The 25,295-nt window shown below is 38.2% G+C and carries 30 protein-coding genes; 22 read left to right on the top strand and 8 right to left on the bottom strand.

Annotated features, from left to right (window positions below):
• Positions 1–651 precede the first annotated feature (651 nt).
• Both gdhA and lexA read right to left on the bottom strand, forming a co-directional pair.
• Complete coding sequence (gdhA, locus tag NSU19_RS10075) at positions 652–2,031, bottom strand: NADP-specific glutamate dehydrogenase (protein ID WP_327862970.1); 1,380 nt, start codon at positions 2,029–2,031, stop codon at positions 652–654.
• Positions 2,032–2,360: 329 nt separating this feature from the next.
• Entirely contained in the window at positions 2,361–2,984 is a 624-nt protein-coding gene (gene lexA / locus NSU19_RS10070; protein ID WP_063388299.1) for a transcriptional repressor LexA, read from the bottom strand.
• A gap of 158 nt (positions 2,985–3,142) precedes the next feature.
• Between lexA and yneA the strand changes: the two genes are divergently transcribed.
• From yneA to NSU19_RS10025, 9 genes are all read left to right on the top strand, one after another.
• A complete protein-coding gene (yneA, locus tag NSU19_RS10065; RefSeq protein ID WP_339196274.1) occupies positions 3,143–3,457 on the top strand; it encodes a cell division suppressor protein YneA in 315 nt (104 codons plus the stop codon).
• An 18-nt stretch (positions 3,458–3,475) separates the two neighbouring features.
• On the top strand, positions 3,476–4,126 hold the full coding sequence (locus NSU19_RS10060) for a recombinase family protein (protein WP_339196272.1): 651 nt from the start codon (positions 3,476–3,478) through the stop codon (positions 4,124–4,126).
• Between the two features lie 75 nt (positions 4,127–4,201).
• A complete protein-coding gene (locus NSU19_RS10055) occupies positions 4,202–4,432 on the top strand; it encodes a DUF896 domain-containing protein (RefSeq protein WP_066251255.1) in 231 nt (76 codons plus the stop codon).
• Between the two features lie 74 nt (positions 4,433–4,506).
• Positions 4,507–6,513 (top strand): transketolase, encoded by a 2,007-nt coding sequence (tkt, locus tag NSU19_RS10050; RefSeq protein WP_339200003.1) that lies wholly within the window; start codon positions 4,507–4,509, stop codon positions 6,511–6,513.
• A gap of 98 nt (positions 6,514–6,611) precedes the next feature.
• Positions 6,612–7,058, top strand: a complete 447-nt coding sequence (gene sirA, locus NSU19_RS10045) for a sporulation inhibitor of replication protein SirA (RefSeq protein ID WP_063388295.1) — start codon at positions 6,612–6,614, stop codon at positions 7,056–7,058.
• Between the two features lie 86 nt (positions 7,059–7,144).
• On the top strand, positions 7,145–7,363 hold the full coding sequence (locus NSU19_RS10040) for a YneF family protein (protein ID WP_063388294.1): 219 nt from the start codon (positions 7,145–7,147) through the stop codon (positions 7,361–7,363).
• Between the two features lie 321 nt (positions 7,364–7,684).
• A complete protein-coding gene (locus NSU19_RS10035; RefSeq protein WP_066251214.1) occupies positions 7,685–8,395 on the top strand; it encodes a cytochrome c biogenesis protein CcdA in 711 nt (236 codons plus the stop codon).
• A gap of 127 nt (positions 8,396–8,522) precedes the next feature.
• On the top strand, positions 8,523–8,879 hold the full coding sequence (locus NSU19_RS10030) for a response regulator (protein ID WP_063387698.1): 357 nt from the start codon (positions 8,523–8,525) through the stop codon (positions 8,877–8,879).
• Positions 8,880–8,949: 70 nt separating this feature from the next.
• Positions 8,950–9,414 carry a CcdC protein domain-containing protein gene (locus NSU19_RS10025; RefSeq protein ID WP_339196269.1) on the top strand — a complete coding sequence of 155 codons (465 nt, stop codon included), beginning with the start codon at positions 8,950–8,952 and terminating at the stop codon, positions 9,412–9,414.
• A 97-nt stretch (positions 9,415–9,511) separates the two neighbouring features.
• Here the strand turns inward: NSU19_RS10025 and NSU19_RS10020 are convergent, their stop codons facing one another.
• The 3 genes from NSU19_RS10020 to NSU19_RS10010 all read right to left on the bottom strand — a co-directional run bounded on the left by NSU19_RS10020 (position 9,512) and on the right by NSU19_RS10010 (position 10,985).
• Positions 9,512–9,937, bottom strand: coding sequence for a DUF2621 domain-containing protein (locus NSU19_RS10020; RefSeq protein WP_063387696.1), 426 nt, complete (start codon positions 9,935–9,937; stop codon positions 9,512–9,514).
• Positions 9,938–10,003: 66 nt separating this feature from the next.
• The gene (locus NSU19_RS10015; RefSeq protein ID WP_063387695.1) at positions 10,004–10,321 is read right to left on the bottom strand and encodes a hypothetical protein; all 318 of its coding nucleotides are present in this window, start codon (positions 10,319–10,321) and stop codon (positions 10,004–10,006) included.
• Between the two features lie 523 nt (positions 10,322–10,844).
• Positions 10,845–10,985: a small acid-soluble spore protein P gene (locus tag NSU19_RS10010; protein ID WP_063387694.1), complete on the bottom strand. Its 141-nt coding sequence runs from the start codon at positions 10,983–10,985 to the stop codon at positions 10,845–10,847.
• Between the two features lie 154 nt (positions 10,986–11,139).
• Here NSU19_RS10010 and NSU19_RS10005 point away from each other — a divergent pair, with 154 nt between their 5' ends.
• The 8 genes from NSU19_RS10005 to NSU19_RS09970 all read left to right on the top strand — a co-directional run bounded on the left by NSU19_RS10005 (position 11,140) and on the right by NSU19_RS09970 (position 16,998).
• Positions 11,140–11,403 (top strand): hypothetical protein, encoded by a 264-nt coding sequence (locus NSU19_RS10005; protein WP_063387693.1) that lies wholly within the window; start codon positions 11,140–11,142, stop codon positions 11,401–11,403.
• 244 nt (positions 11,404–11,647) lie between these two features.
• The gene (gene acnA / locus NSU19_RS10000; RefSeq protein ID WP_094245869.1) at positions 11,648–14,374 is read left to right on the top strand and encodes an aconitate hydratase AcnA; all 2,727 of its coding nucleotides are present in this window, start codon (positions 11,648–11,650) and stop codon (positions 14,372–14,374) included.
• Positions 14,375–14,532: 158 nt separating this feature from the next.
• Positions 14,533–15,042 (top strand): redoxin domain-containing protein, encoded by a 510-nt coding sequence (locus NSU19_RS09995; protein ID WP_066248554.1) that lies wholly within the window; start codon positions 14,533–14,535, stop codon positions 15,040–15,042.
• Between the two features lie 204 nt (positions 15,043–15,246).
• A complete protein-coding gene (locus NSU19_RS09990; RefSeq protein WP_082829475.1) occupies positions 15,247–15,387 on the top strand; it encodes an FbpB family small basic protein in 141 nt (46 codons plus the stop codon).
• Positions 15,388–15,460: 73 nt separating this feature from the next.
• Positions 15,461–15,604 (top strand): acid-soluble spore protein N, encoded by a 144-nt coding sequence (locus tag NSU19_RS09985; protein WP_063387690.1) that lies wholly within the window; start codon positions 15,461–15,463, stop codon positions 15,602–15,604.
• Between the two features lie 162 nt (positions 15,605–15,766).
• A complete protein-coding gene (tlp, locus tag NSU19_RS09980; RefSeq protein WP_063387689.1) occupies positions 15,767–15,988 on the top strand; it encodes a small acid-soluble spore protein Tlp in 222 nt (73 codons plus the stop codon).
• Positions 15,989–16,260: 272 nt separating this feature from the next.
• Positions 16,261–16,686, top strand: a complete 426-nt coding sequence (locus tag NSU19_RS09975) for a thioesterase family protein (RefSeq protein WP_063387688.1) — start codon at positions 16,261–16,263, stop codon at positions 16,684–16,686.
• A 3-nt stretch (positions 16,687–16,689) separates the two neighbouring features.
• On the top strand, positions 16,690–16,998 hold the full coding sequence (locus NSU19_RS09970) for a hypothetical protein (protein ID WP_144598039.1): 309 nt from the start codon (positions 16,690–16,692) through the stop codon (positions 16,996–16,998).
• A 186-nt stretch (positions 16,999–17,184) separates the two neighbouring features.
• Here the strand turns inward: NSU19_RS09970 and NSU19_RS09965 are convergent, their stop codons facing one another.
• The gene (locus NSU19_RS09965; protein ID WP_063387686.1) at positions 17,185–17,475 is read right to left on the bottom strand and encodes a HesB/YadR/YfhF family protein; all 291 of its coding nucleotides are present in this window, start codon (positions 17,473–17,475) and stop codon (positions 17,185–17,187) included.
• Between the two features lie 72 nt (positions 17,476–17,547).
• Positions 17,548–18,702, bottom strand: coding sequence for a CapA family protein (locus tag NSU19_RS09960; protein ID WP_158640190.1), 1,155 nt, complete (start codon positions 18,700–18,702; stop codon positions 17,548–17,550).
• A 224-nt stretch (positions 18,703–18,926) separates the two neighbouring features.
• Here NSU19_RS09960 and NSU19_RS09955 point away from each other — a divergent pair, with 224 nt between their 5' ends.
• The 3 genes from NSU19_RS09955 to NSU19_RS09945 all read left to right on the top strand — a co-directional run bounded on the left by NSU19_RS09955 (position 18,927) and on the right by NSU19_RS09945 (position 21,976).
• Positions 18,927–20,192 (top strand): ammonium transporter, encoded by a 1,266-nt coding sequence (locus tag NSU19_RS09955; RefSeq protein ID WP_066248561.1) that lies wholly within the window; start codon positions 18,927–18,929, stop codon positions 20,190–20,192.
• A 66-nt stretch (positions 20,193–20,258) separates the two neighbouring features.
• The gene (locus NSU19_RS09950; RefSeq protein ID WP_063387683.1) at positions 20,259–21,236 is read left to right on the top strand and encodes a DUF294 nucleotidyltransferase-like domain-containing protein; all 978 of its coding nucleotides are present in this window, start codon (positions 20,259–20,261) and stop codon (positions 21,234–21,236) included.
• Between the two features lie 44 nt (positions 21,237–21,280).
• Positions 21,281–21,976, top strand: coding sequence for an exonuclease domain-containing protein (locus tag NSU19_RS09945; protein WP_232515542.1), 696 nt, complete (start codon positions 21,281–21,283; stop codon positions 21,974–21,976).
• A gap of 19 nt (positions 21,977–21,995) precedes the next feature.
• Here the strand turns inward: NSU19_RS09945 and plsY are convergent, their stop codons facing one another.
• Positions 21,996–22,592 (bottom strand): glycerol-3-phosphate 1-O-acyltransferase PlsY, encoded by a 597-nt coding sequence (gene plsY, locus NSU19_RS09940; protein WP_063387681.1) that lies wholly within the window; start codon positions 22,590–22,592, stop codon positions 21,996–21,998.
• 155 nt (positions 22,593–22,747) lie between these two features.
• Between plsY and NSU19_RS09935 the strand changes: the two genes are divergently transcribed.
• Together NSU19_RS09935 and parE are read left to right on the top strand one after the other, a co-directional pair.
• Positions 22,748–23,155, top strand: a complete 408-nt coding sequence (locus NSU19_RS09935) for a CoA-binding protein (protein ID WP_339196262.1) — start codon at positions 22,748–22,750, stop codon at positions 23,153–23,155.
• A 194-nt stretch (positions 23,156–23,349) separates the two neighbouring features.
• On the top strand, positions 23,350–25,272 hold the full coding sequence (gene parE, locus NSU19_RS09930) for a DNA topoisomerase IV subunit B (RefSeq protein ID WP_094246508.1): 1,923 nt from the start codon (positions 23,350–23,352) through the stop codon (positions 25,270–25,272).
• The last annotated feature ends 23 nt before the right edge of the window (positions 25,273–25,295 follow it).

Below are 25,295 nucleotides of genomic sequence, written 5' to 3'. Positions count from 1 at the left end.
TTGTCTGCGTTCAGTTTAGCATTTTTACGTGATGCATGTAAAGTCGGTAGTACATCGTCAACGAATCGTCTTATCCAAAGTCAGTCAGTGAAAATACCGCCGTTTCATTTGGAGGAAGGGCGGGTCGTATTCGGTGTTTTTTAGATGAACAAGTATTTGTGCTGAAGGTTGTTGGCGCTGGATAAAAGGGGCAACCACATCAATAATAAAATGTTTTAATTGGAAAAATCAATTTTAATAGCAGTTACTTTGTTTCTATAAATTTTATACTTAATGATACAAAATATTGAGAGTAAAGAAGAGAAGAAGCAGAAAAACGAACATCAGCGCAATCTGTCTTTTTTAATTAAAAAGCAAGAGACAATCAGTCCAGGCATCAGCGTAAAAAAATATGTAAGATAATCTGACATAAAACTTCAATTCTCTCATTGAATGGGATACACTGATAGAGAAAAATTTGATCCAATCGTGGAAATAAAGAAGAGTGAATTTGGATCGGTGTGATGTCAATTTCTATTCACTCAAGTTAAGATGGGGTATTATAGTGAGCATGATGAATCGCCAAAGCAGGTTAGGTAAAGCTTTAGCGATTATCATATATGTTTACTCACTATAAAGAATAAATGATGGAAATGACCATTTTTCTATCTTTTAAATGACTCCTTGTTCTACCATTGCATCAGCGACTTTTTTAAATCCTGCAATGTTAGCGCCGACGACAAGATTTCCGGAGCAGCCGTATTCATTTGCAGCGTTGACGCAATTTCGGTAAATGTTCTTCATGATATCACGTAATTTTGCGTCGACATCTTCAAAGCTCCAAGACAATCTTGCGCTGTTTTGAGCCATTTCTAATGCTGAAACAGCAACTCCGCCTGCGTTAGCAGCTTTTGCAGGTCCAAAAAGAATATTGTTTGATAAAAACACGTCGATCGCTTCTAATGTAGACGGCATGTTGGCGCCTTCTCCAACAGCTTTGAGTCCGTTGGAAACAAGGAGTTCAGCTGCTTTTTTATCGATTTCATTTTGAGTAGCGCATGGGAGGGCAATATCGCATGGAATGGACCAAATTCCGGAACAGCCTTCATAATATTCTGCATGAGGATGTTCATTTACATATTCTTTAATTCTTTTTCTTTCAACTTCTTTTAACCTTCTAACCGTTTCAAGATTAATTCCATTTTTATCAAAAATGTAGCCATCAGAGTCGCTGCATGCGACAACTTTTGCACCTAATTGTGTTGCTTTTTCAATCGCATATATGGCAACGTTCCCAGAACCAGAGACAACAACTGTGCTTCCTTTGAAGCTTAATCCATGGTCATTAAGCATTTCTTCAACAAAATAAACAGTTCCATAACCTGTCGCTTCGGTTCTCGCTAAGCTTCCGCCGTACCCAATGCCTTTTCCGGTTAACACCCCAGCTTCAAATCCGCCGCGTATTCTTTTATATTGGCCAAACAAGTATCCGATCTCTCTTGCGCCAACTCCAATATCACCGGCAGGAACGTCAATATCTGGTCCAATATGTTTGTAAAGCTCTGTCATAAAGCTTTGTGTAAATCTCATAATTTCCCCATCTGATTTACCTTTCGGATCAAAATCAGATCCGCCTTTTCCTCCGCCGATCGGCTGCCCAGTCAATGAATTTTTGAAGATTTGTTCAAATCCTAAAAATTTAATAATGCTGGCGTTGACGGTCGGGTGAAAGCGCAAGCCTCCTTTATATGGCCCAATTGCACTATTATATTGCACTCTAAATCCGCGGTTTACACGCACTTTTCCTTCGTCATCCACCCATGGAACGCGAAAAATGATCAATCTTTCCGGCTCAACAATTCTTTCAAGTATTCCGTGCTTTATATATGTAGGATGTTGAGCAAATACAGGCACAAGCGAGTCAAATATTTCTTTTACAGCTTGAAGAAACTCAGGCTCATTCGGATTTTTTTCTTGCACGGATTGAAATACTTCATTGACATATTGCTTTGCATTTTCCAGTTCACTTTGTTTCATAAGTAATTGATTCATAGCACCTCTCCTATACCTAAAATTTAAGCAGTTAGAAGAATTCAAACAATTCAGTAAATCATCCCGGCACTGGCTAAGGAAGCGAAATCTACAATAAAAAATTCTACAACAAAATAAATCAAAAAACAATGACTGTTGAGAATTGTTGCATAATAGCTTTGCATGCAGGCACGGAGAAGGCGCCTGAAATTTGTTTCATTGAATCTAGCTTGTCTGCATACATATTGATTAGAAAACATTTTTAAAAATTTAACATCGCTAAGAGAGGGAATGTTGAAAATTTTATAAAAAGAAAAAGGATGCCTCACCTGTTTTGAGACATCGAATATTCAGTGTATGGAACGGTATAGCCCGATCACTTTTCCGAGTATTGTCACATTTTTTAAAATAATCGGTTCCATTGTTGGGTTTTCCGGCTGAAGCCGTATAAAGTCTTTTTCTTTGAAAAACCTTTTTACGGTCGCTTCATTGTCGTCTGTGAGCGCGACAACGATGTCGCCGTTATTGGCTGTTTGCTGTTGTCTGACAATAACTAAATCTCCGTCCAGAATGCCTGCTTCGATCATGCTTTCTCCGACTACTTCAAGCATGAAAAGTTGATCATCACCTGATGCAATATGATTCGGAAGCGGAAAATATTCTTCGATGTTTTCAACGGCAGTGATCGGAATACCAGCCGTCACTTTTCCGATGACCGGCACGTTGATCACATTGTTTGTTAGAAGGTGGCTGCCATCATCGTCCAAAATTTCAATGGCTCTCGGCTTTGTGGGGTCTCTTCTAATCAGTCCTTTGCTCTCAAGCTTTGCTAAATGCCCGTGAACAGTTGAACTGGAGGCAAGACCGACCGCTTCGCCGATTTCTCTTACAGAGGGAGGGTATCCTTTCTTTTTTACTTCCTCCTTAATGAAGTTCAAAATATCTTGTTGTCTCTTAGATAATTTTGTTGACATGTCAAGCACCTCAGTCATATCAATTTGTGTCGATTATAGCATGATTTTTCCAAAAAAGCAAACGTAAGTTCGAATATTTGCTTGACAGAAACATGTGTTCCCTTTTATACTTAAAAACAAAAACCGAACAAATATTCTGTTTCAGGGGGCGGTTCTTAATGGATAAATTATCATGGTCTTACATCGTTTCTTTTTTCCTTGTCATCATGGCGGCAGTTTTGGCGATTTCGTATACTGGAGAAAGGGAAGAGCTCGATCATTATATGGAGGTTCAAGTGAAGGAAGGGGACAGTTTGTGGAAAATCGCTGATGAATATAAAGAATATGACAATATGTCTCATTCAGAGTTTGTAAAATGGGTTCAGGAGCGAAACAATCTCCAAAGCCTTGTTGTAAAACCGGGGGAAACAATCGTCATTCCGATTGAAAAAAATAAATACTACAATGCTGAATATTTGGCAAACAAAGAATAACCGCAAGGAGCATTTAACATGAGAGCAGTCGTTTATGCAAGAGTCAGCACTGAAAAGGCAGAGCAGGAAACATCTTTGAAAAGACAAAAAGACGAGCTGTTAAAGCTCGCAGCTGAAAACGGTATGGAAGTTGTTGAAGTGATAGAAGAAAAAGCGAGCGGGTATGATGTTGATCGTGAAGGGGTTTTTCAACTGCTGGAATTGATTGAGGAGAAAGAAATTGAAGCGGTATTAATACAGGATGAAACAAGAATTGGCAGAGGAAATGCCAAAATCGCCATTGTCCATTCCATTTTGAAACAAGGCGTGAAAATTTTCACCGCTGCCCATCGCGGGGAGATGGAACTGTCTGAATCAGACACGATGGTGCTTGAAATTATAGGAATTGTGGAAGAATATCAACGAAAAATTCATAATTTGAAAATAAAGCGGGGAATGTTGAGAGCTATACAAAATGGGTACAGGCCTGAAAAAAATTTAAAGAATAGAAATTCTTCCTATAAAAGAGAGCGAAAAGAAGTTCCGATCGAGGAGATTGACCGATTGCGGAAAAACGGCCTGACATTTTCAGAAATAGCGGCAACATTAAGAGGATTCGGCTATGATGTTTCAAAAGCTACTGTTCATCGCAGATATCAACAATTTTTGTCAGAAAAAGGCGAATCATAGCAATAATTGTTGTCATTAGTGGTTGCATTTAGTATGATAAAAGAGCGCGGCAAAAATATACAAGGGGTTCAGCTTATGATTTCAAAAGAAAAACTTAACCGTATTAATGAACTATCTAAAAAGTCTAAGTCAGAAGGATTGACGCAAGAGGAAAAGCTAGAGCAGCAGCAATTAAGGCAGGAATATTTAGAGTCGTTTCGTCGGGATTTTCAAAACACCTTAAAAAATGTTACAGTGATTGATCCGAAAGGTAATGATGTTACACCGGAAAAATTGAAAAAATTTAAAAATAAAAGGCTGCATTAACGGATGGGTGTTGCCTTATTGCAACAATAAAGATAAGATTATAAACTGAAAATACAGATGAGAGGATGATAATGGTGACTCATTCCATTCAAGATTTATCCATCATGACGATTCGAACATTATCCATTGACGCGATTGAAAAGGCGAATTCCGGACATCCTGGAATGCCAATGGGCGCCGCACCAATGGCTTATGCGCTGTGGACGAAATTTATGAACATTAACCCTGAAAACCCTAATTGGTTTAATCGAGATCGCTTTGTTTTATCTGCCGGACATGGTTCGATGCTGCTTTACAGCTTGCTTCATTTATCGGGTTATGATCTTTCCATGGATGATATTAAATCGTTTCGTCAATGGGGAAGCAAAACACCTGGACATCCTGAATACGGACATACACCTGGCGTTGACGCAACAACTGGACCATTAGGCCAAGGAATAGCAATGGCCGTTGGAATGGCGATGGCAGAACGTCATTTAGCAGCTACATACAATAAAGAAGGATACAATATTGTTGATCATTACACATACGTCATATGCGGTGACGGTGACTTAATGGAAGGGATTTCCTCTGAAGCAGCTTCCTTAGCTGGTCACTTGAAGCTTGGACGATTAATTGTTCTTTATGATTCGAATGATATTTCCCTAGATGGGGATTTAAATAAATCATTCTCAGAAAATGTAGAAGAGCGCTTTAAATCTATGGGCTGGCAAGTGCTGCGCGTTGAGGACGGCAACAACATTGAAGAGATTTCGAAAGCCATTGAAGAAGCCAAATTGGATGAACAACGACCGACATTAATTGAAGTAAAAACAACAATCGGATATGGTTCGCCGAATAAAGCAGGCACTTCTTCCGTTCATGGTTCGCCGTTAGGTCCAGAAGAGGCAAAATTGACAAAAGAAGCCTATGCATGGACATTTGAAGAAGATTTCTATGTTCCAGCAGAAGTTTATGAGCATTTTGAGAAAAATGTAAAAGAACGTGGAAAGCAGAAAGAAATTGAATGGAATAATTTGTTTGAAAAGTATGAGAAAGAATATCCTGAACTTGCAAAAGAGTTAAAGGCAGCAATCAATGGTGAATTGCCAGAAAATTGGGATCAATCTTTACCTTTTTATGAAGAAGGAAAAAGCGTTGCAACCCGTTCTTCTTCTGGAGAAGTATTAAATGCAATAGCTGAAAAAGTTCCTTATTTCTTTGGGGGATCTGCAGACTTAGCTGGATCAAACAAAACGACAATAAAAGGTTCAGGAAACTTTTCTGCGGAAGATTACAGCGGACGAAACATTTGGTTTGGTGTCAGAGAGTTTGCCATGGGAGCAGCATTGAACGGTATGGCTCTGCATGGAGGTTTACGTGTTTTTGGCGGAACGTTCTTTGTTTTCTCTGACTATTTGCGGCCAGCGATTCGTTTAGCAGCATTAATGAATCTCCCTGTAACTTACGTGTTCACTCATGACAGCATAGCGGTTGGAGAAGACGGACCAACACATGAGCCGATTGAACAATTAGCTTCTTTGAGAGCAATGCCGAATCTTTCTGTCATTCGTCCAGCTGATGGAAATGAAACAAGAGCTGCGTGGAAGGCTGCGCTGGAATCTAAATCAACACCGACTGCATTAGTATTAACGCGCCAAAATTTAGAAACTATTAAAGGTACGAAAGAAAATGCTGAAGAAGGTGTTGCAAAAGGCGCTTATGTCATTTCACCGGCGAAATCGGATCAACCGGATGCTCTTCTACTTGCATCAGGTTCAGAAGTAGCATTAGCTATTAAAGCTCAACAAATTCTTGCATCTGATGGAATTGATGTGCAAGTCGTCAGCATGCCGTCATGGGACCGTTTTGAAAAGCAATCAAAAGATTATAAAGAATCAGTTCTTCCTAGCAGCGTAACGAAGCGTCTTGCGATCGAAATGGCATCTTCGCTTGGCTGGGAGCGCTATGTCGGATCTGAAGGTGAAATCTTAGCTATCGACAAGTTTGGAGCATCTGCACCTGGGGAAAAAATTATAAGCGAGTACGGTTTTACTGTTGAAAATGTTGTCGAAAAAGTAAAAGAATTAGTTCGGAAATAATCGCCAAAATTAGTGCCTCTATCCGCCACCATAAGACAAACCTTTTACATTCCTTGCTTTATAATAGCAAAAAAGGAATGTAACAATGAGGTGAGCGCATGAGGCACTTTTATTTGTATTTGATAAAAAAGGAATTTGCTGAGCATTTTTATCATAGGGAATCGAAAATTTTTCAGTTATATCAAGAATTTTTTTGGACAAGGAAAACGCATCCTATTTTTGAACAATTGGAAAGGCAAGTCAATTATATTTCAAGAGCCATTCCCATTTCAGAAATAGATTTGCTGCTTCAGTCATTCTTGTCTCACCGAAACCATTATCAAAAGGTATCATCGATTCACGCCATCCAAATGGAAAATCAAAAAGGACAAGCTACTATGGTTTTAAAGGAACGGTATATTGAAATGATTTGTACCGGCAGCTTTGACGGTGAGTTATTGTTTTTTGATATATTGGGAAAATTTGATCCTTATTTTTTTGCCATGGATTTTACAAATGAACGATACGGGTGGCTGAGTCCAATTAAAGAAAGAAAATTTGTCTAAAGTTGCGGAAATTTGCTAATGAAATATTGTATAATGTCATATGGTTTAGTACACTGTATGATAGACAACATGAAGGAGGAAATAAGATGGAACTTTGGCTGGCGATATTAATCGCTGTTCTGGCATTACTTGCCGGCGTAGCGCTAGGCTTTTTTATCGCTCGAAAGTATATGATGAATTATTTGAAGAAAAATCCACCTATTAACGAACAAATGTTGAAAATGATGATGATGCAAATGGGAATGAAACCGTCCCAGAAGAAAATCAATCAAATGATGAAAGCGATGCAAAATCAATTAAAATAATTTCGTTTCAGGCATTATTGAATGATTTTTCATTAAATTAGTTCATGATGACCAATCATATTTTTTGACATCATGTAATTTTTATCTATACTACTTAATATATGCGTTGTTTTATAACGGAATTGTGAAGTAAGAATTAGTCTTTCCTTTCTCAAGGTAAGATTAATTCTTTTTTCGTTGTAAGAAGTTGTAAAAATAGTCATTCATGGCGGGAGAAGGTTCATTGTAATAATGTGCGGAAAATGTCAAACGTTCTTTTAAACATTTATTCAATGATCTGTTAGAATGGATGGAGGTAAATCTTTTGGAAGGAGCAGCAAAATGTCGGAAATTAATGTGTTTTTAGCATTTGGAGCAGGTTTTTTATCGTTTATTTCTCCGTGCAGCTTGCCTTTATATCCTGCTTTTTTATCGTATATAACTGGGGTATCGGTTAATGAGTTAAAAACTGAAAACGCTATGCTGCAAAAAAGAAGCTTATTACATACTTTCTTTTTTTTAGTTGGTTTTTCTGCCATTTTTATCGCAATGGGGTTCGGCACATCCTTGATTGGAAACTTTTTCTTGAACTATCAAGATCTGATAAGACAAATAGGAGCGATCCTCATTATCTTTTTTGGACTCGTTATTCTCGGTGTTTTTCAACCTGATGTTTTAATGAAGGAAAGAAGGATTGAATTCAAAAATCGTCCAGCCGGATTTCTTGGATCTGTTCTGATTGGTATGGCGTTTGCAGCTGGATGGACTCCCTGTACGGGCCCAATTCTTATGGTAGTAATCGGTTTAGCGGCAACCAATCCTAGTTCTGGAGTTCTGTATATGACAGCATATGTGCTAGGCTTTGCAGTACCGTTCTTTATTTTATCATTCTTCATCGGGCGGATGAATTGGATCAAAAAACATAATGTGAAAATCATGAAAATTGGAGGCATATTCATGATTTTCATGGGAATTCTGCTGTTTTTTGATTGGATGACTAAAATTATTAATTGGATGAACAAAATTCTTATATTTTTACCAACCGGGTTTTAATTTTTAGTCATTTAAGAGAAAAACGAGATTTTTGACAATATTTTAAACCTCTCGGTACTTTTTTGTGACAGAAAGTAGTATAATATCAAAGGATTTAGTTTGCGAGGATAATTGAGGTGGAATTAATTTGAAAGCATTGATCGTTGACGATGCGAAATTTTTAAGGGAAACATTAAAGGACATTTTGAAAAAGCATAGTATTGAGGTTGTTGCAGAAGGGGAAAACGGCATCGAAGCGGTACAATTATACAAGCAATTACAACCAGATGTATTAATCACAGATATCACAATGCCGAAAATGAACGGCATTGAGGCTATTACAAAAATTAAACAGGAATTTCCGGATGCGAAAATCATTATATGTTCGGCAATGGGACAGCAAAAAATGGTTATCGAAGCGATAGAAGCAGGAGCACTCGATTTTATTACAAAGCCTTTTGATGAAGATCGTGTGATGGAAGCCATCAAAAGAGTTATGAATTAGCCTTTTCATTTTGCTTTTTTTTCTATAATATTATTAAAGAAAGAAGCTGAAAATAAAAGGATGGTTCTGCATGGTCATTTGGTCTTCTATTACGGCTGTATTAATGGGCATTTTCGTAATTATGATGAGAACAAAGGCTGCTAAAAAGCCGGCGACAGCGAAAAAAATTATTTTGCCTCCGATCTTTATGAGCACTGGAGCCCTTATGTATTTATTTCCGCAATTCCGCATAACGCCGATGGAAATTTTAGAGGCGTTGACAGTCGGGCTGATTTTTTCGATTTTTTTAATAAAAACCTCTACTTTTGAAGTTCGGGGAGAAGAAATCTATTTAAAAAGGTCAAAAGCTTTTGTTTACATTTTGATTGGTCTGTTAGTTGTACGAATTCTGCTAAAATCTTATTTAAGCGCGTCTATCGATGTTGGCGAATTAAGCGGTATGTTCTGGCTGCTGGCTTTTGGAATGATTGTGCCTTGGAGAATTGCGATGTTCATTTCGTATAAAAAACTGAAAAATCAACTGAACGGAACGTAAAAAATACATATAGCTGCCGGCTGTTTAAAGCAGGTTACCGTTTATTCCATATAAATAAGCCTTTCGGGACAAATCCCCGAAAGGCTTATGTTTTTGTTTAAAAGAGTGCTTCATATTTGGAATAGTCGATATTTTTTTCTTTTAGTCTTTTAATTAAAAATTTATGGTCCCGTTTTGGAGTTGCGATAATATAGCCTCGAATGACTAAATCTTGCGTAATAGATGGAGCTTTTTCTTCTAATGCCAGTTGACCGATTTTTGCTGCGATTTTTTGTCTGGCAACATCGCGGAAAAGCTCTGGAACCGGTGCAACCAATTCTTCTAACAACGCCTTTTGTTCCTCTGACCATAAATGCCGAGTCTGTTGAATATAATACTCTTCCCAATCAAGTTCAGATTTTCCGTCTTCTTTCGGCAGCCGTTTCAAAAATTTGCGAAACATGAAGAAGCCGCCAATCGATAACATAGTTATAAGAAACACAACCCATATGAGAATAAACCATAAAAACCAGCCTTCAAGCATGAAATCACCCCCATCGCCTTAACATTTCCATTAATTCGTGCACTTCGGCGAAGTTGATGAAAACCGTTAAGGATTAATCGACTCATATGCATCTATCAATTCTTTTACAGCACGTCTCACAGCTTCTAATTTCTTTTTATGACGGCCGACAGAAAAGCAGTCATTAATTTCCGCGAAAACTTGGTATTCAACTGCATCACGGTAAATACTGATTTTAATATCGCCTGATTTGGAAGGATAAATTAACATTTCATATAAACGCCCGTTCATGACAGCCTCCAGACTTAAAAATTTTATATTATCAATATCTGTCATTTGCTGAAAAAAAGCTTCCATTTTCACCTTACTATATTTTATGATAGATTCCACTTTCATTTCAATCATTTGTCATCAACTTTTTATTATTAACAAAAACATTGTTCTAAATGAAAAATAGATATAACTTAAAAATTCGTCATTAAAGAAAAACCATAAACGAAGGATTTCCGCAAGACATAATATGTAGAAAAGACGTGTATAAATTCAAAACTGCGGCAGTCCAGAAAGTCAAATTCTCATTGAAAACATAAACATCATTTCAACATTTCTATAAGATGAAAGGGGACGTCTATAAGCCGAAGAAAGACTTATGATATGCTTAAAAGCCATAGTATGACAAGAGTTGGACGATGCATTGATAACGGCCTAATGGAATCTTTTTGGGGAACCTTATAATGTGAAAGAGGGATATGAAACGTTTGAAGCGTTACAACAGACCATTAAGGAATATTCAGTTTTATAATAACGAACGTTATCAAAAAAATTAAACGGCTTAAGCCCATTAGAATGTAGAGCTCAAGCCGCTTAAAGCATTTTTATTATTTCCGCTGTCTACTTGGGGACATTTCAATTAAACATCCCCATTTTTTTATAAATCATGCTCCGAGTTATGTTTTTGGCGGCTATGATTTCGATTTTTTATTTTTTTCGATCCAGATAACGGCTCTGGCTGCCCCTTCCGATTTTGAACGTTTTGTTTTTGATCATTTTGTACTTGATCTTTTGCCATATACATCGCTCCTTAATATTTAATAGTAAAGAATAGCATTGTTATCTTTCGTCGTTTAGTTTGAATGATTTTGAAATCATTCATTCATTTTAGAATAAATTGATTTCTTGAAAAAAACACTATAGAAGATAAAAAAACGAAAGGAGTGCTATATTTGCCGTACCATAAAAATAAAAAACAAGCATTTGATGCAGTGCAACAAGGAATGGTGGAAGTTCATAAAGTACATGTCAATCTAACGAAAAACAGTTCTGATTATGGACATCAGCTAAAGCATCTTCGCCAGGAAATTAATGAGGCGTATGAACAAATTCAAAATGCATTGGAAGTTGCATCGGAAACGCAGAGAAAGCATTTAGAACAGTACAAGCGCGATTTAGATCGAATTGTGCAGGAAGTGAATTTGGATGAGACTTGAAAGCGGCGGAGCTTCCGTCGTTTTTCACTATTTTTTCTCTTATACGAACGTTTTCATTAGCAAGAAAAATTATACTGAAAATATTTAAATTTTTTAGTGAAATAAGCATTTCTTATAATAATTGATAACATCATTGATATTTACTTATCATAAAAAGTATATTAAGATTTAAATGTGTGATGTTTAAAGTGGGGAGATATTCGGCATTTTTGTCGAAATTACGTTTAAAGGGGGATAAAATGACATGTCACAGCAACAGTTAGAGAAAAATGACGTTTTCCGTGCAAGAAAAAGCTTTTCAATTAACGGAAAAACGTACAACTACTATTCATTAAAAGCGCTAGAAGATGCAGGAATTGGTCAAGTTTCCCGTTTGCCTTATTCAATCAAAGTTCTTTTGGAATCAGTCCTGCGCCAAGTGGATGGACGAGTTATTACAAAAGAACATGTTGAAAACCTTGCGAAATGGGGAACAGATGAAATTAAAAATTTGGATGTTCCATTTAAACCATCTCGTGTCATTTTGCAAGACTTCACCGGCGTTCCTGCTGTCGTTGATTTAGCTTCATTAAGAAAAGCGATGGCTGACATGGGCGGAGATCCACAAAAAATCAATCCGGAAAAGCCTGTTGATCTTGTTATCGACCATTCTGTTCAAGTGGATCGTGCCGGAACAGATGATGCGCTGCAATATAACATGAATCTTGAATTCGAACGAAATGCTGAAAGATATAAATTTTTAAATTGGGCTCAAAAAGCATTTGACAACTACCGTGCTGTTCCGCCAGCAACAGGTATTGTCCACCAAGTAAACTTGGAATATTTAGCAAGCGTTGTCCATGCGGTTGAAGGTGAAAATGGAGAATACGAAACATATCCTGATACGTTAGTTGGAACAGACTCCCATACAACCATGATTAACGGACTCGGTGTTTTAGGTTGGGGTGTCGGCGGAATCGAAGCTGAAGCTGGAATGCTTGGACAGCCTTCCTATTTCCCTGTACCTGAAGTCATCGGAGTAAGACTTGTTGGCGAGCTGCCTAACGGAACAACAGCAACAGATTTAGCCCTTAAAGTAACTCAAGTACTGCGTCAAAAAGGCGTGGTAGGAAAATTTGTGGAGTTTTTCGGCCCTGGTGTTGCAAAGCTTCCGCTTGCTGACCGTGCTACTATTGCGAATATGGCGCCTGAATACGGAGCAACATGCGGATTTTTCCCTGTTGATAATGAATCGCTTGAATATTTGCGTTTAACTGGTCGCGATGAAGAGCATGTAAAAGTAGTGGAAACATATTGTAAAGAAAACGGTTTATTCTTCACGCCTGAAGCAGAGGATCCTATTTTTACGGATGTAGTTGAAATCGATCTTTCTCAAATTGAAGCAAATCTTTCCGGTCCGAAGCGTCCTCAAGATTTAATTCCTCTTTCAAAAATGAAAGAAGAATTTCATAGAGCTCTTACAGCTCCGCAAGGAAACCAAGGATTTGGCTTGCAGCCGGAAGAACTTAATAAGGAAGTAACGGTTGAATTTGCGAATGGTGAAAAAACAACAATGAAAACGGGTGCAGTCGTTATTGCGGCGATTACAAGCTGTACGAATACGTCAAACCCATATGTTTTAGTAGGCGCTGGTCTCGTTGCAAAAAAAGCTGTTGAAAAAGGATTGACTGTTCCGAAATATGTAAAAACATCATTGGCACCTGGTTCAAAAGTTGTAACCGGTTATCTTCAAAATTCTGGCTTAATGCCTTATCTTGAAAAATTAGGGTTTAACCTCGTCGGTTACGGATGTACAACTTGTATCGGGAACTCTGGACCGCTTGCAGATGAAATTGAAAAAGCGATCGCTGAAAATGATTTGCTCGTCACATCTGTTCTTTCCGGAAACCGGAACTTTGAAGGCCGTATTCATCCGCTCGTGAAAGGTAACTATTTAGCTTCACCGCCTCTAGTTGTTGCTTATGCATTAGCAGGGACTGTTGACATTGATTTACTGAATGATCCAATCGGAAAGGATCAAAACGGAAGCGATGTTTACTTTAAAGATATTTGGCCTTCAATGGAAGAAATTAATGAAGTTGTGAAACAAACTGTTACACCAGAATTATTCCGTAAAGAATATGAACGTGTATTTGATGATAACGAACGCTGGAATGCCATTGAAACAACAGATGAGCCATTATATCAATGGGACGAAGAGTCTACTTATATCCAAAATCCGCCATTCTTTGAAGGATTGTCTCCTGAGCCTGGTAAAGTAGAACCGTTGAAAGGGCTTCGCGTTGTTGGAAAATTCGGTGATTCTGTCACAACAGACCACATTTCTCCAGCAGGTGCGATTGGCAAAGATACTCCTGCAGGCCAATACTTGCTGTCTAAAGGTGTATCGCCAAGAGATTTCAACTCTTACGGTTCAAGACGCGGAAACCACGAAGTAATGATGAGAGGTACGTTTGCAAACATCCGCATTCGCAACCAAATTGCACCGGGAACTGAAGGCGGATATACAACGTACTGGCCGACAGGCGAAGTAATGTCTATTTATGACGCTTGCATGAAATATAAACAGGACGGAACAGGACTTGTTGTACTGGCAGGAAAAGATTACGGAATGGGAAGCTCTCGCGACTGGGCTGCTAAAGGAACGAACTTATTGGGAATCAAAACGGTTATCGCTGAAAGCTTCGAACGTATTCACCGTTCTAATCTTGTTCTTATGGGTGTTCTTCCGCTTCAGTTTAAAGAAGGCGAAAATGCGGATACACTTGGTTTAACCGGTAAAGAAGTATTGGATGTTCACATTGATGAATCGGTAAAACCGCGCGATTACATCAAAGTAACGGCAACTGATGAGAACGGAAACAAAAAAGAGTTTGAAGTATTAGTTCGCTTTGACAGTGAAGTTGAAATTGATTACTACCGACATGGCGGAATTTTACAAATGGTATTAAGAGAAAGATTAAAAGGATAATAATTGAAAAAAAGCGGGAACTGTTCATAGTTCCCGTTATTTTTTGGCTAAAATTAGACAATTGATATGAAATACTGTTTTTTTCACAAAAATAATATATGATGAAATTGGGCATCATTTCGAAATGCTATCGTATTGAATCAGAGGTGTTATGGTTTATGAAACAAAAGCTTGCTGTTTTTTTATTAATCGTATTAGCAGCGATTGCAGTATGGCAATGGATCAATTCCCAGAAGGAAACAGTCGGTTTAGAAATAGGAAACAAAGCTCCGAATTTTGAAGTGACGACTTTGGATGGAGAAAAGAAATCGCTTTCCGATTTTTATGGAAAAAAAGTACTTTTAAACTTTTGGGCCACTTGGTGTCCACCATGTAAAAAAGAAATGCCGATCATGCAAAAAATATATGAAAAGCATCAAGATGAAGTAACGATTGTCGCGGTTAACTTTACTGCCAGTGAGAAAAGTGCAAAAGATGTTGAAAATTTTGTTCAACAGGCTGGATTTACGTTTCCGATATTACTTGATCCAAAAAATAAAATGAACAGTGGATATAAAATTCTTACATATCCGACGTCATTTTTTCTTGATGAAAATGGAGTCATACAAGATAAAGTAGTGGGAGAATTAAATGAAAAAACGATAAAAGAAAAACTAAACCTGAAATAAAAAGACGCTGATTTCCTTTCGGGAATCAAAAAGAATCGGCTGATTTTGCCGATTTTTTCTTTTTGCAAAAGAAGAGTTTTTTTGAAACGTATGAAATTTTGCATTATTGGTTATATTGTCATTAAACATTCAAATTTTCAACAGGAAAGTGTCGGAATATTTTGTACAATAAAAGTAACAGAGAAAAGAAGTGAGGGATAAAGGATGAAAAAAACGAAAATTTCGTTTAAACAGCTTGTGTTGGAAAATAAGCAAAACTTGCTAAAAGACCGTGAAGCATTGAATGAAATTGAAGAAAGACTTGAAAAAAGGCTGGAAAAACGGCAATTGGAAAAATCGAGCTGATAGCAAACAGTCGTGTTTGACAGCATGTTTTCTGCTTTATTGGTAAACAATAAAAGCAGGAGGCGATTGTTTGATGACAAATTCAAATGATATCCAGTCTCATTTTAATCCGAATCATATCGGAACAAAACCGAGAGGATTCGGTGGAAACAAAGGGAAAAAAATGCAAAATAAGACGAATGAGCATCCTCAAGTGATTCAGACAAAAGGCGAGTAGGACATATGTCCACCGCCTTTTAATTTACATAATATAATTATGGTTACATCATTTTTCTCCTTTTCATTGAGGAAACAGGTTCGTTTCATAATTTAACATCAAATGCACAAACTATATTTGAAATGGCGATAAAACAATTTTTCCCAGAAAGGAGAATATTTGATGCAAAATCGAACAAATCGTGATGACCGTTCCGACAATGTTGAAAAATTGCAGGAAATGGTACAAAATACGATTGAAAACATCGAAAGAGCAGAAGAAACATTAGAGTTTGCCAACGACAGAGAGCGTGAACAGATTGAGGCAAAAAATCGCCGCAGAGAAGAAAGCATTGAGGCGATGCGACAAGAAATTAAAGATGAAGCTCGTGAACGAAACTCCTAACTTTCAATTTAGGTTGATAATTCCATTTTAGTTTTCGATTGCAAATGGAAATGTTATAATAAAATTGTTCATTGAAAATTTTTGCCTTCTAAATTCATTTGATGAACGGCCAACAATGGGACAAACTTTGTTGGACCGGCTTGAATAAAAAACAGACTCCGCAAAAAAATTTAAGTAAGAAAGTTGAAAAGGCCTAAAATAGAAAGCCTGTATCACAGACGCTGATGCAGGCTTTTTCGATCGATTTCATTTTTTGCAAGGGAGAGAAGCTTATGTTTGTTTCATCAAAAGAAATAGAAGTTCGTTATGCGGAAACCGATCAAATGGGTGTCGTGTACCATGCCAATTATATTATATGGATGGAAGTTGGACGGACGAAGCTGATCCAAGATCTTGGCTTTTCGTATGCAGCGATGGAGAAAGACGGAATAATTTCCCCTGTCGTGGATATTCAAATCGAATATAAAAAACCGATTACATACGGTGAAAAAGCAATAATACATACGTGGATTGAGAAATATAACGGAATTAAAACAGTATATGGATACGAAATTTTCAATTCTCATGGCGAATTGGCTGCAAAAGGTTTTTCCAGCCATGTTTGCGTAAAAAAAGAAACGTTTCGCCCAGTTGTATTTAAGAAATTATATCCTGAATGGCACGAAGCATATGTAAAAGCGATGAAAGAGGAGAGATAAAGATTGGCCTTTGGAATCAAGAAAGAGGAGCTTGCTGAGTGGAAGAAAAAGGTGCGGAAAGGGGAAATCGCCTTTTTAACGCATTATTGGTATGATGAACGGTTTCCGGATTATCATTCTGTAACAAAGGTTGGATGCAGCAATATAAAGCATTTAATAGAATGGGGAAATAAGAACGGTTTGAAAATGGAGTGGATCCATCATCATAAAGATTTTCCGCATTTTGACCTGCTGGGGGAAAAACAAGTAGAAATCCTGCAAAAATATCAGCTAACCGATCATTTAAGAAGATTTAAATTGCTGAAAAAATAAAAGATTTGACGGGCATTTTGTGGAAGTCAGATTTGAGTAAAAAATGATGAGATGAAACAAGAAACCCAATCGGCAAATTAAATTTGCGGTTGGGTTTCTTTACTGACTATAGCATGCTTCGTCTACTAGAACAGCTCTTTGACAAAGACTTGTTTTTCGACCTATAGCATGCTTTTAATCGATTTGCTAATTTATAAGACGAACAACAGGTTCATGAATTTTTTCATCCAATTGAATGGTCACGTCATGATTGTCGAAATACCATAAATCATCATGTTCAACATAAAATGTGACCCCTAGTTTTTCGGCTTTTATTCCGATTTGATTTGGAGCTTCTTTTGCAATTCCAAGGGAAAATCCGCTTTGCACATGGCCGCATCCGCCATATCGGACAAAGAAGCGGACTGCATCTCCCTCGTTTAACTCCAATTCTTCCTTGTACCATTTTGCTGCATCATCGGTAATATTTAGTTTCATTTTTGTCACTCCTAATATCAGCTTCCTGTTTACATTATATTACATGAAAAGCTTTCTTTCCATGAATAAACTCTACTGGATAGAGTTCGTCACTTCTTTCGTTTCCAACCATTGATGCATATGCTTCATCACTTTTTCATAGGCGTTTTTGTCGATGCGGTCCAGCAATTCAACATAGTAATGATGATTTTTATTTTTGGTAACGTAGGTAGGGAGTAAACGCGGATTTTTCAAAGTCAGTGTCGTACCGTTAGCATCAGTCCGCTTAATTACATCAATCGAAAAAATCCCTCCGATGTCTTTTCCATCTCCCTTTTGGCCAGACAAGAAGTTGCCTAACGAATACACAACGATACTCTTGTTTCCATTTTTTCCTTCCAGCCATTCGATCGGCTGCAATACATGAGGATGGTGACCGATGATAATGTCTGCACCATGATCGACTAGCAGCTGCGCCCACTGTTTTTGAGCGTCGCTTGGAAAGGATTGATATTCTTCTCCCCAGTGCATGTTAACAATAGTTACATCAACTTGTCCATTTAGTGTGTCTAAATCCCTTTTCATTTTTTCTTCATCAATAAGGTTTACTAAATAGGGTTTATTTTTCGGAACTGGAATACCGTTTGTCCCATATGTATACGAAAGAAAGCCGATTTTCACCCCGTTGACCTGTTGAATTCTCCATGTATTGGCGTCCGCTTCGTTTTTAAAGCTCCCTACATACGGTAGCCCGATTTGTTCATAATGCTGAATCGCATTTAAAATACCTTTTTCTCCTTTATCTAAACTATGATTGTTTGCTGTTGAGACGAGATCAATGCCAGCATCTTTTAGCGCATCTGCCACTTCGAACGGGCTGTTAAACAACGGATAACTGGAGATTCCAAGTTCTGTTCCCCCAATGATCGATTCTTGGTTGGCGATGGCTAAGTCGCTTTTTGAGAGCAAAGGTTTTACTGTTGCAAACATTGGCTTAAAATTGTATGATTCGCTCCCGGTCCTCGCATCTTTAAAAAGCTGGCTATGTATGAGAACATCACCTATTGCAGAAACAGTGACGAGCGATTCGGTCGGCTCCACTTTTTTGGGAGCAGCTTGTATAGATTGTGGCGAATCATCCACATTTTCTTTTTTTACCGCGTTTTGCTCATTCGCCTGACCTTTGCTGCCGCATCCTGAAAAAAGCATCAAACAAATAATTGCGAATATTAAGAAAACCTTTCTCATAAAACCCTCCTTAAATACTGTTTTTACTATCATAAACGTTTTGTCGGAAAAAATAAACTATTGTCTAATTTTGTTTATATGTTAGATTTCCTAACATACTTTTTCGAAAAATTATGGAAAATGAATTGACATTAAAATAAAACGGGTGTAAAAATAGAGATATACTTCTTATGTTATTTTTTATAACACAATTAAGAAGAAATAATTACATGGGAGGTTGTGCTATGGACTCATTAACGTTAATGAACAGTTTATGGGTGATGCTGGGAGCTATTTTGGTCATCTTTATGCAAGCAGGATTTATATTGCTCGAAGCGGGTTCTACACGAATGAAAAATGCCGGACATATTGCCGGAAAAACTGTTTTTACATTCGGAATTGCCTCCATTGTTTTCTGGGCAGTCGGCTATGGATTTATTTTTGGTAAGAACGGCAACTTTTTTGTAGGAATGTCTGACTTTTTTTATTCAGGATATGAAATAGATGGATTATCTCTTTCAACATCCGTCTTTTTTGTATTCCAGTTAGCCTTTGCCGGAGTTTCTCTCGCCATTGCCTTTGCTGGATTTGCGGAACGGGCGAAACTTTCAGTTTATTTAATTTTTTCTGTATTGTTTACCGCACTTGTTTATCCAGTTGTTGCTCATTGGATTTGGGGCGGAGGATGGCTGTCAGAACATGGAAAACAAGATTTTGCAGGTTCTACCGTTGTTCATTTGACAGGTGCAATGGCAGCTTTGGCTGCAACGATCTTGTTGAAGCCTCGGATCGGTAAATATAACAAAGATGGTTCTGTTAATAATATTTATGGACATAACCAAGTTTATACAGCTCTAGGCGTACTTATTTTATGGGTTGGCTGGTTCGGTTTCAATGCAGGAAGCACGATTACAGTTGAGGATGGATTTTTTGGATTTGTTGCTTTGAACACGAATTTAGCTGCCGGTGCAGGAGCCGTAAGCGCCTTGATCATTTCATGGATCGCTGGCGGAAAAGCTGATATACCGACAATGTTAAACGGAGCGCTTGCAGGATTGGTCGCCATTACCGCATCTTGTGCATTTGTCGACACATGGGCTGCTGTCGTAATCGGACTAATAGCTGGAATTCTTGTATATTTTAGTATGAAGTTTTTTGATAAAGTTAAAATTGATGATCCGATTTATTGTTTGTCTGTTCACGGAGTAGCTGGTGTTTGGGGCACTTTATCAACTGGATTTTTTGCAACCCCTGAATTAGCAACTATTGGTAACCCTGGATTGTTTTACGGCGGAGGCTTTACGCAGCTCGGCATTCAAGCATTGGGAGTGTTTACTTCAGGTTTATACGCCTTTGTTGTTTCATTCGTCATCTTAGCTGTGATGAAAAAATTGCTCAATGGCTTGCGGGTGACAGAAGAAGAAGAAATGATCGGTTTGGACTTAAGCGAGCACGGAGTTTATGGGTATCCGGAAGCATTTGAATCTAATGAACAAAAGCTTGGAAGCTAACCGCAAGAGCGTATGGATGATGTATCATCTGTACGCTTATTTATAAAAAAGGGGATTTTTATACACATGGGGAATCCTTACAAACAATTGAAGGAATGGCGCAACAGCCATTTGCAAAAAGCGAAAACAGTGACGGAATTAAACAGTATACACGATCAGGTTATGAAACAATCCTTCCATCTTTCTTTCGAGATTGTAAAAAAGAAATACGGCCCTGCGCCTTGTGAATTTACTTGGTTTTTAGTCGGAAGCGGCGGAAGAGGCGAGCAGGCGAAAATAAGCGATCAAGACCACGGACTCATTTTTCATTCCAATGAGAAAGAAGCTCTCGACTACTTTTTGTTGCTTGGAAAAGAAGTTTCATTCGGCTTGAACGTCATCGGTTATCCTTACTGCGAAGGAAATGTCATGTGTTCAACTTCTTTATGGTGCCGATCGGAACAAAGCTGGAGCAAGCAGATCAATAAATGGCTTCAGGATGAAACATTTGATTCTATCCGCTATTTATTAATCTTTTTTGATGCGCGTATGATCATCGGACAATCCGAATCGATTCATCGACTGAAAAACCAGATTTTCCAATATATTCAATATAATCCTGATTTTCTCGGTCGATTGTTAAACAACACAATGCATGTCAAAAAAGGGGTGGGTATTTTTCATCAGCTGCTTCCTGAAACATACGGCCCTCATTCAGGCGCTATTGATTTAAAACAGGCCGGGTTATTGCCTTACATTAATTCTGTCCGCTTATTGGCGATCAAAGAACGATTGTTGGATACGTCTACGCTGTCAAGGTTTCAGCTTCTGATGAAGCAGGAGTATTTTCGTCATGTATTATCTCCATATCACACATATTTTCAAGAATTAGTAACGATTCATTTTAAAAATTCATTAAAAGCGAACACATATGATGAAGTTCATTACCTCTCTTTAAAGGATTTATCAAAAGAAGAAAAAGGAAGGCTAAAAAAAATCATTTTAGGCGGAAAAAAATTGATGAATGAAACGAAATCCATCATTGAAAAGGGCGTTAATCCATGAAACTTCCATCTTTTTTTCACTTGATGAAGCAATTTCAGGGGAAAATGCAATCTTCAGCATTTACAGGTCTTGAAACGAATCTTCAGCATGCAGCGTTTTTGCGGAAAATGGAACAAGACTTAAAGCGGGAGGAAAGCTTGTCAACTCCTCTTCAGGAGCTGGACGTTGTTGTGCTTGATTTGGAAACAACAGGTTTTTTTCCGGAAAAAGGGGATCAAATTCTTTCGATTGGAGCAGTTAAAGTTCACGGCATGCAGATTGAAGAAAAGCATACATTTTACTCTTTTGTTCAGTATGAAGGGGAAATTCCCGTTGACGTAAAGAAATTGACAGGAATTGTTGAAGAAGACGTAAGAGCTGCTCCCCCTATATCGGAAGTATTGATTCGTTTTTATCAATTTGCAGAAAATCGGACGCTTGTCGCCCATCATGCCAATCATGAAAAAAATTTTCTTACAGAAGCTAATAAGGAGCATTTCCGCATTCCATTTAAACATCGGATTGTGGATACAGCCATGCTGTTCCAGCTCGTTCAGCGAGAACAAATTGCCGTAAGTTTAGATGAATGCTGCCGGTTTTTTTCCATCCCGGTCCAAAAGCGTCATCACGCCTTAGAAGATGCAAAAATGACAGCCGCGATCTGGTGTGAATATGTAAAAATGTTTGTTGAATCAGGCTATAAAACGTTGATGGATGTGTTTATCAAACTATCACAATTAAAACAAGGAGCGAGAAGATGAGTTCCCGCTCCTTTCTATTTTACAGCCATTTCACTTTTGGCTCTGTTTTATTTATGATCCTTTTAATATTGGCTCTGTGCCGATAGAAAACAAAGGTTGCGAGGATCGCGACAATGATCATTAAAGCCGCATCACCGGTAAAAATAGTATAAACTAACGTATACAGTGCTGTAACCATAGAGGATAAAGAAACATATTTTGATACATATAAAACAAGAAAAAATACAGCAAGCATGGATAAAAAGAGTAATGGGCTATAAAAAAGCAGCACCCCTCCGCTTGTCGCCACGGCTTTTCCGCCCCGAAAGCCTGCGAAAATTGGATACATATGTCCTACAGCAGCCACCATTCCTGCAATGAGCGTCCATGCTTGGTGAAGGTCACCACTAAGCAATACGGGGAGGCTTGCTGCGAGAGTTCCTTTTAAAATGTCTGCAACCGTAACAAACAGCCCGGCTTTTTTTCCAAGCACTCGAAAAGTGTTGGTTGCACCTAAATTTCCGCTTCCATGTTCGCGAATATCAATGCCGTATCCAATTTTGCCAACGATAAGTCCAAAGGGGATGGAACCAATTAAATAAGCTAAGATAAGGACTAAGATTAATAGAAAAGACATAATGAAACTCCTTTATATTCATGATTCTATTATTATTGTACACAATTGATTCGATCAGGACTATATTTTGTTGATAAAAGCCATTTTAAAACTTTGGTGTTCGACGCTTTTACAGTTATAATAAAAGAAACATTGGAAGGAGTGAACAAATTTTCATGCAAAATCCAAGTCTGGACGAAATCCGTGATTTTTTAAAAAAAAGTAAACGAATCGCTGTTGTCGGCTTGTCCAACAATCCTGAAAGAGAATCTTACCAAGTTTCACAAGCGATGCAAAATGCGGGGTATGAGATTATTCCTGTCAATCCAATGATCGATGAAGCCTTGGGTGTCAAAGCGGTCTCATCCTTAAAAGAAATTGAAGGCCATGTGGATATTGTAAACGTTTTTAGACGTTCCGAGCATTTATTAGATGTTGCGAAAGAATTTTTAGAAATTGATGCCGATGTTTTTTGGGCTCAATTAGGCTGCGTTAACGAGGAAGCATATCAATTATTAAAAGAAAAAGGTTATCCCGTTATCATGGATATGTGTATAAAAGTAGCGCATGCGTTAACAAAATAACAAATGTTTCCCCCATCATCTTGATGGGTTCTTTTTTTGAAGAAAGGTTTGAAACATACAACATTTGAGTAATACAATAATATACGTTGCCGTGTAAGATTGCCAAACGCAGGGAAACCATGTAAAATACAGTTTACAAACATCTGTTCTTGTTTTTTGAAAGGAGTTATTTGTTTGTGGGAAAAGCAAAGATAATGGAATACAATGACGATGCGATTCAAGTATTGGAAGGATTGGAAGCAGTGAGGAAACGGCCGGGGATGTATATCGGCAGCACGGATGCTAGAGGATTGCATCATCTTGTATATGAAATTGTTGACAATTCTGTAGATGAAGCATTAGCAGGCTTCGGAGACCATATCATTGTCAAAATACATAAAGATGAAAGCATTTCTGTTGCTGATAAAGGAAGAGGAATGCCGACTGGCATGCATAAGCTTGGTAAGCCGACTCCGGAAGTAATTTTAACCGTGCTTCATGCAGGAGGAAAATTCGGGCAAGGCGGTTACAAAACAAGCGGCGGCTTGCATGGAGTAGGCGCTTCAGTCGTCAATGCTTTATCTGAGTGGCTTGAAGTGACGATTAAACGGGACGGATTTATTTACAAGCAAAGGTTCGAAAAGGGCGGGAAACCCGTTACGACATTAGAAAAGATAGGAGAAACAAAAGAAACCGGTACGACAGTCCATTTTAAACCAGATCCTCTCATCTTCAGCACTACGACTTTTCAATTTGACATATTGAGTGAACGATTGCGGGAGTCTGCATTCCTCCTAAAAGGATTAACAATTGATTTGATTGATGAACGGAACAATGTTCAAGAATCTTATTGTTATGAAAATGGGATCGAATCATTTGTCGCATATTTAAATGAAGGAAAAGAGACTCTTCATCCTGTTGTCTTTTTCGAAGGTGAGCAGCAAGGGATTGAAGTCGAATTTTCTTTCCAATTTAATGACGGCTACAGCGAAAACATTTTGTCGTTTGTCAACCATGTGAGAACAAAAGACGGCGGCACACATGAAGCAGGCGCCAAAACTGCCATGACAAGAGTGTTTAATGAATACGCACGAAAGACCGGTTTATTAAAAGAGAAAGACAAAAACTTGGAAGGAACAGATATTCGTGAAGGGCTATCGGCAATTATCTCCGTCCGAATCCCTGAAGGACTTTTGCAGTTTGAAGGGCAAACGAAAGGAAAACTCGGTACAACAGAGGCGAGATCTGCTGTTGACACAGTCATTTCGGAAAAATTATCTTATTTTTTAGAAGAGAATGCGGAGATCAGCACCCTCCTGATTAAAAAGGCGATAAAAGCGCAAGAAGCAAGAGAGGCGGCAAGAAAAGCGCGCGAAGAAGCAAGATCAGGAAAAAAACGAAAAAAATCTGAAATGTCTTTAAGCGGAAAGCTTACGCCTGCTCAATCACGGAATCCAAAGAAAAATGAATTGTTTCTTGTGGAGGGGGATTCTGCGGGAGGATCAGCGAAACAAGGTCGGGATAGAAGATTTCAGGCTGTTCTGCCTCTGCGCGGAAAAGTGATCAATACGGAGAAGGCGAAGCTGCAGGATATTTTTAAAAACGAAGAAATCAATACAATTATTCATGCAATCGGAGCTGGCGTCGGTGCTGATTTTAACATTGAAGATTGCAACTACGACAAAGTGATCATTATGACGGATGCTGATACGGATGGCGCCCACATCCAAGTGCTTTTATTGACTTTCTTCTATCGATATATGAAGCCGCTCATTCAGGCAGGGAAAGTCTATATTGCGCTTCCGCCTTTATATAAAGTAAGCAAAGGCAGCGGCAAATCCGAAGTCATCGAATACGCATGGAATGAGAAGGAGCTGTCCGCTGCCATTAAGAAGGTCGGCAAAGGCTACACAATCCAACGATACAAAGGGCTTGGAGAAATGAATGCGCCGCAGCTATGGGAGACGACGATGAATCCTGAAACACGCACTCTCATCCGCGTCCGGATTGATGATGCAGCAAGAGCGGAAAGAAGAGTGACAACCTTAATGGGTGACAAGGTTGAACCGCGTCGACAATGGATCGAAAAAAATGTGTCTTTTGGTATTGACGAAAATGACAACATGTTCGAAATTTAAAACAATGTGCTAGAGGAGGAGCA

It is taken from the genome of Aeribacillus sp. FSL k6-2211, from assembly GCF_037966125.1.
Classification (GTDB): domain Bacteria; phylum Bacillota; class Bacilli; order Bacillales; family Aeribacillaceae; genus Aeribacillus; species Aeribacillus composti.
Note: the sequence above shows the minus strand (reverse complement) of the source record. Positions and strands in the feature narration are given on the sequence as shown.

What these genes read in the sequence shown, in the direction of transcription:
- NSU19_RS09955 (WP_066248561.1), top strand. Translation starts at nt 18,927, where the DNA reads ATGGACTCATTAACGTTAATGAACAGTTTATGGGTGATGCTGGGAGCT.
- NSU19_RS10025 (WP_339196269.1), top strand. Translation starts at nt 8,950, where the DNA reads ATGGTCATTTGGTCTTCTATTACGGCTGTATTAATGGGCATTTTCGTA.
- NSU19_RS10060 (WP_339196272.1), top strand. Translation starts at nt 3,476, where the DNA reads ATGAGAGCAGTCGTTTATGCAAGAGTCAGCACTGAAAAGGCAGAGCAG.
- tlp (WP_063387689.1), top strand. Translation starts at nt 15,767, where the DNA reads ATGCAAAATCGAACAAATCGTGATGACCGTTCCGACAATGTTGAAAAA.
- lexA (WP_063388299.1), bottom strand. Translation starts at nt 2,984, where the DNA reads ATGTCAACAAAATTATCTAAGAGACAACAAGATATTTTGAACTTCATT.
- NSU19_RS10035 (WP_066251214.1), top strand. Translation starts at nt 7,685, where the DNA reads ATGTCGGAAATTAATGTGTTTTTAGCATTTGGAGCAGGTTTTTTATCG.
- gdhA (WP_327862970.1), bottom strand. Translation starts at nt 2,031, where the DNA reads ATGAATCAATTACTTATGAAACAAAGTGAACTGGAAAATGCAAAGCAA.
- yneA (WP_339196274.1), top strand. Translation starts at nt 3,143, where the DNA reads ATGGATAAATTATCATGGTCTTACATCGTTTCTTTTTTCCTTGTCATC.
- parE (WP_094246508.1), top strand. Translation starts at nt 23,350, where the DNA reads ATGGAATACAATGACGATGCGATTCAAGTATTGGAAGGATTGGAAGCA.
- NSU19_RS09945 (WP_232515542.1), top strand. Translation starts at nt 21,281, where the DNA reads ATGCAATCTTCAGCATTTACAGGTCTTGAAACGAATCTTCAGCATGCA.
- NSU19_RS09985 (WP_063387690.1), top strand. Translation starts at nt 15,461, where the DNA reads ATGACAAATTCAAATGATATCCAGTCTCATTTTAATCCGAATCATATC.
- NSU19_RS09960 (WP_158640190.1), bottom strand. Translation starts at nt 18,702, where the DNA reads ATGAGAAAGGTTTTCTTAATATTCGCAATTATTTGTTTGATGCTTTTT.
- NSU19_RS09995 (WP_066248554.1), top strand. Translation starts at nt 14,533, where the DNA reads ATGAAACAAAAGCTTGCTGTTTTTTTATTAATCGTATTAGCAGCGATT.
- NSU19_RS09975 (WP_063387688.1), top strand. Translation starts at nt 16,261, where the DNA reads ATGTTTGTTTCATCAAAAGAAATAGAAGTTCGTTATGCGGAAACCGAT.
- NSU19_RS09990 (WP_082829475.1), top strand. Translation starts at nt 15,247, where the DNA reads ATGAAAAAAACGAAAATTTCGTTTAAACAGCTTGTGTTGGAAAATAAG.
- sirA (WP_063388295.1), top strand. Translation starts at nt 6,612, where the DNA reads ATGAGGCACTTTTATTTGTATTTGATAAAAAAGGAATTTGCTGAGCAT.
- NSU19_RS10040 (WP_063388294.1), top strand. Translation starts at nt 7,145, where the DNA reads ATGGAACTTTGGCTGGCGATATTAATCGCTGTTCTGGCATTACTTGCC.
- NSU19_RS09935 (WP_339196262.1), top strand. Translation starts at nt 22,748, where the DNA reads ATGCAAAATCCAAGTCTGGACGAAATCCGTGATTTTTTAAAAAAAAGT.
- NSU19_RS10015 (WP_063387695.1), bottom strand. Translation starts at nt 10,321, where the DNA reads ATGATTGAAATGAAAGTGGAATCTATCATAAAATATAGTAAGGTGAAA.
- acnA (WP_094245869.1), top strand. Translation starts at nt 11,648, where the DNA reads ATGTCACAGCAACAGTTAGAGAAAAATGACGTTTTCCGTGCAAGAAAA.
- NSU19_RS10020 (WP_063387696.1), bottom strand. Translation starts at nt 9,937, where the DNA reads ATGCTTGAAGGCTGGTTTTTATGGTTTATTCTCATATGGGTTGTGTTT.
- NSU19_RS10010 (WP_063387694.1), bottom strand. Translation starts at nt 10,985, where the DNA reads ATGGCAAAAGATCAAGTACAAAATGATCAAAAACAAAACGTTCAAAAT.
- NSU19_RS09965 (WP_063387686.1), bottom strand. Translation starts at nt 17,475, where the DNA reads ATGAAACTAAATATTACCGATGATGCAGCAAAATGGTACAAGGAAGAA.
- NSU19_RS09950 (WP_063387683.1), top strand. Translation starts at nt 20,259, where the DNA reads ATGGGGAATCCTTACAAACAATTGAAGGAATGGCGCAACAGCCATTTG.
- plsY (WP_063387681.1), bottom strand. Translation starts at nt 22,592, where the DNA reads ATGTCTTTTCTATTAATCTTAGTCCTTATCTTAGCTTATTTAATTGGT.
- NSU19_RS10055 (WP_066251255.1), top strand. Translation starts at nt 4,202, where the DNA reads ATGATTTCAAAAGAAAAACTTAACCGTATTAATGAACTATCTAAAAAG.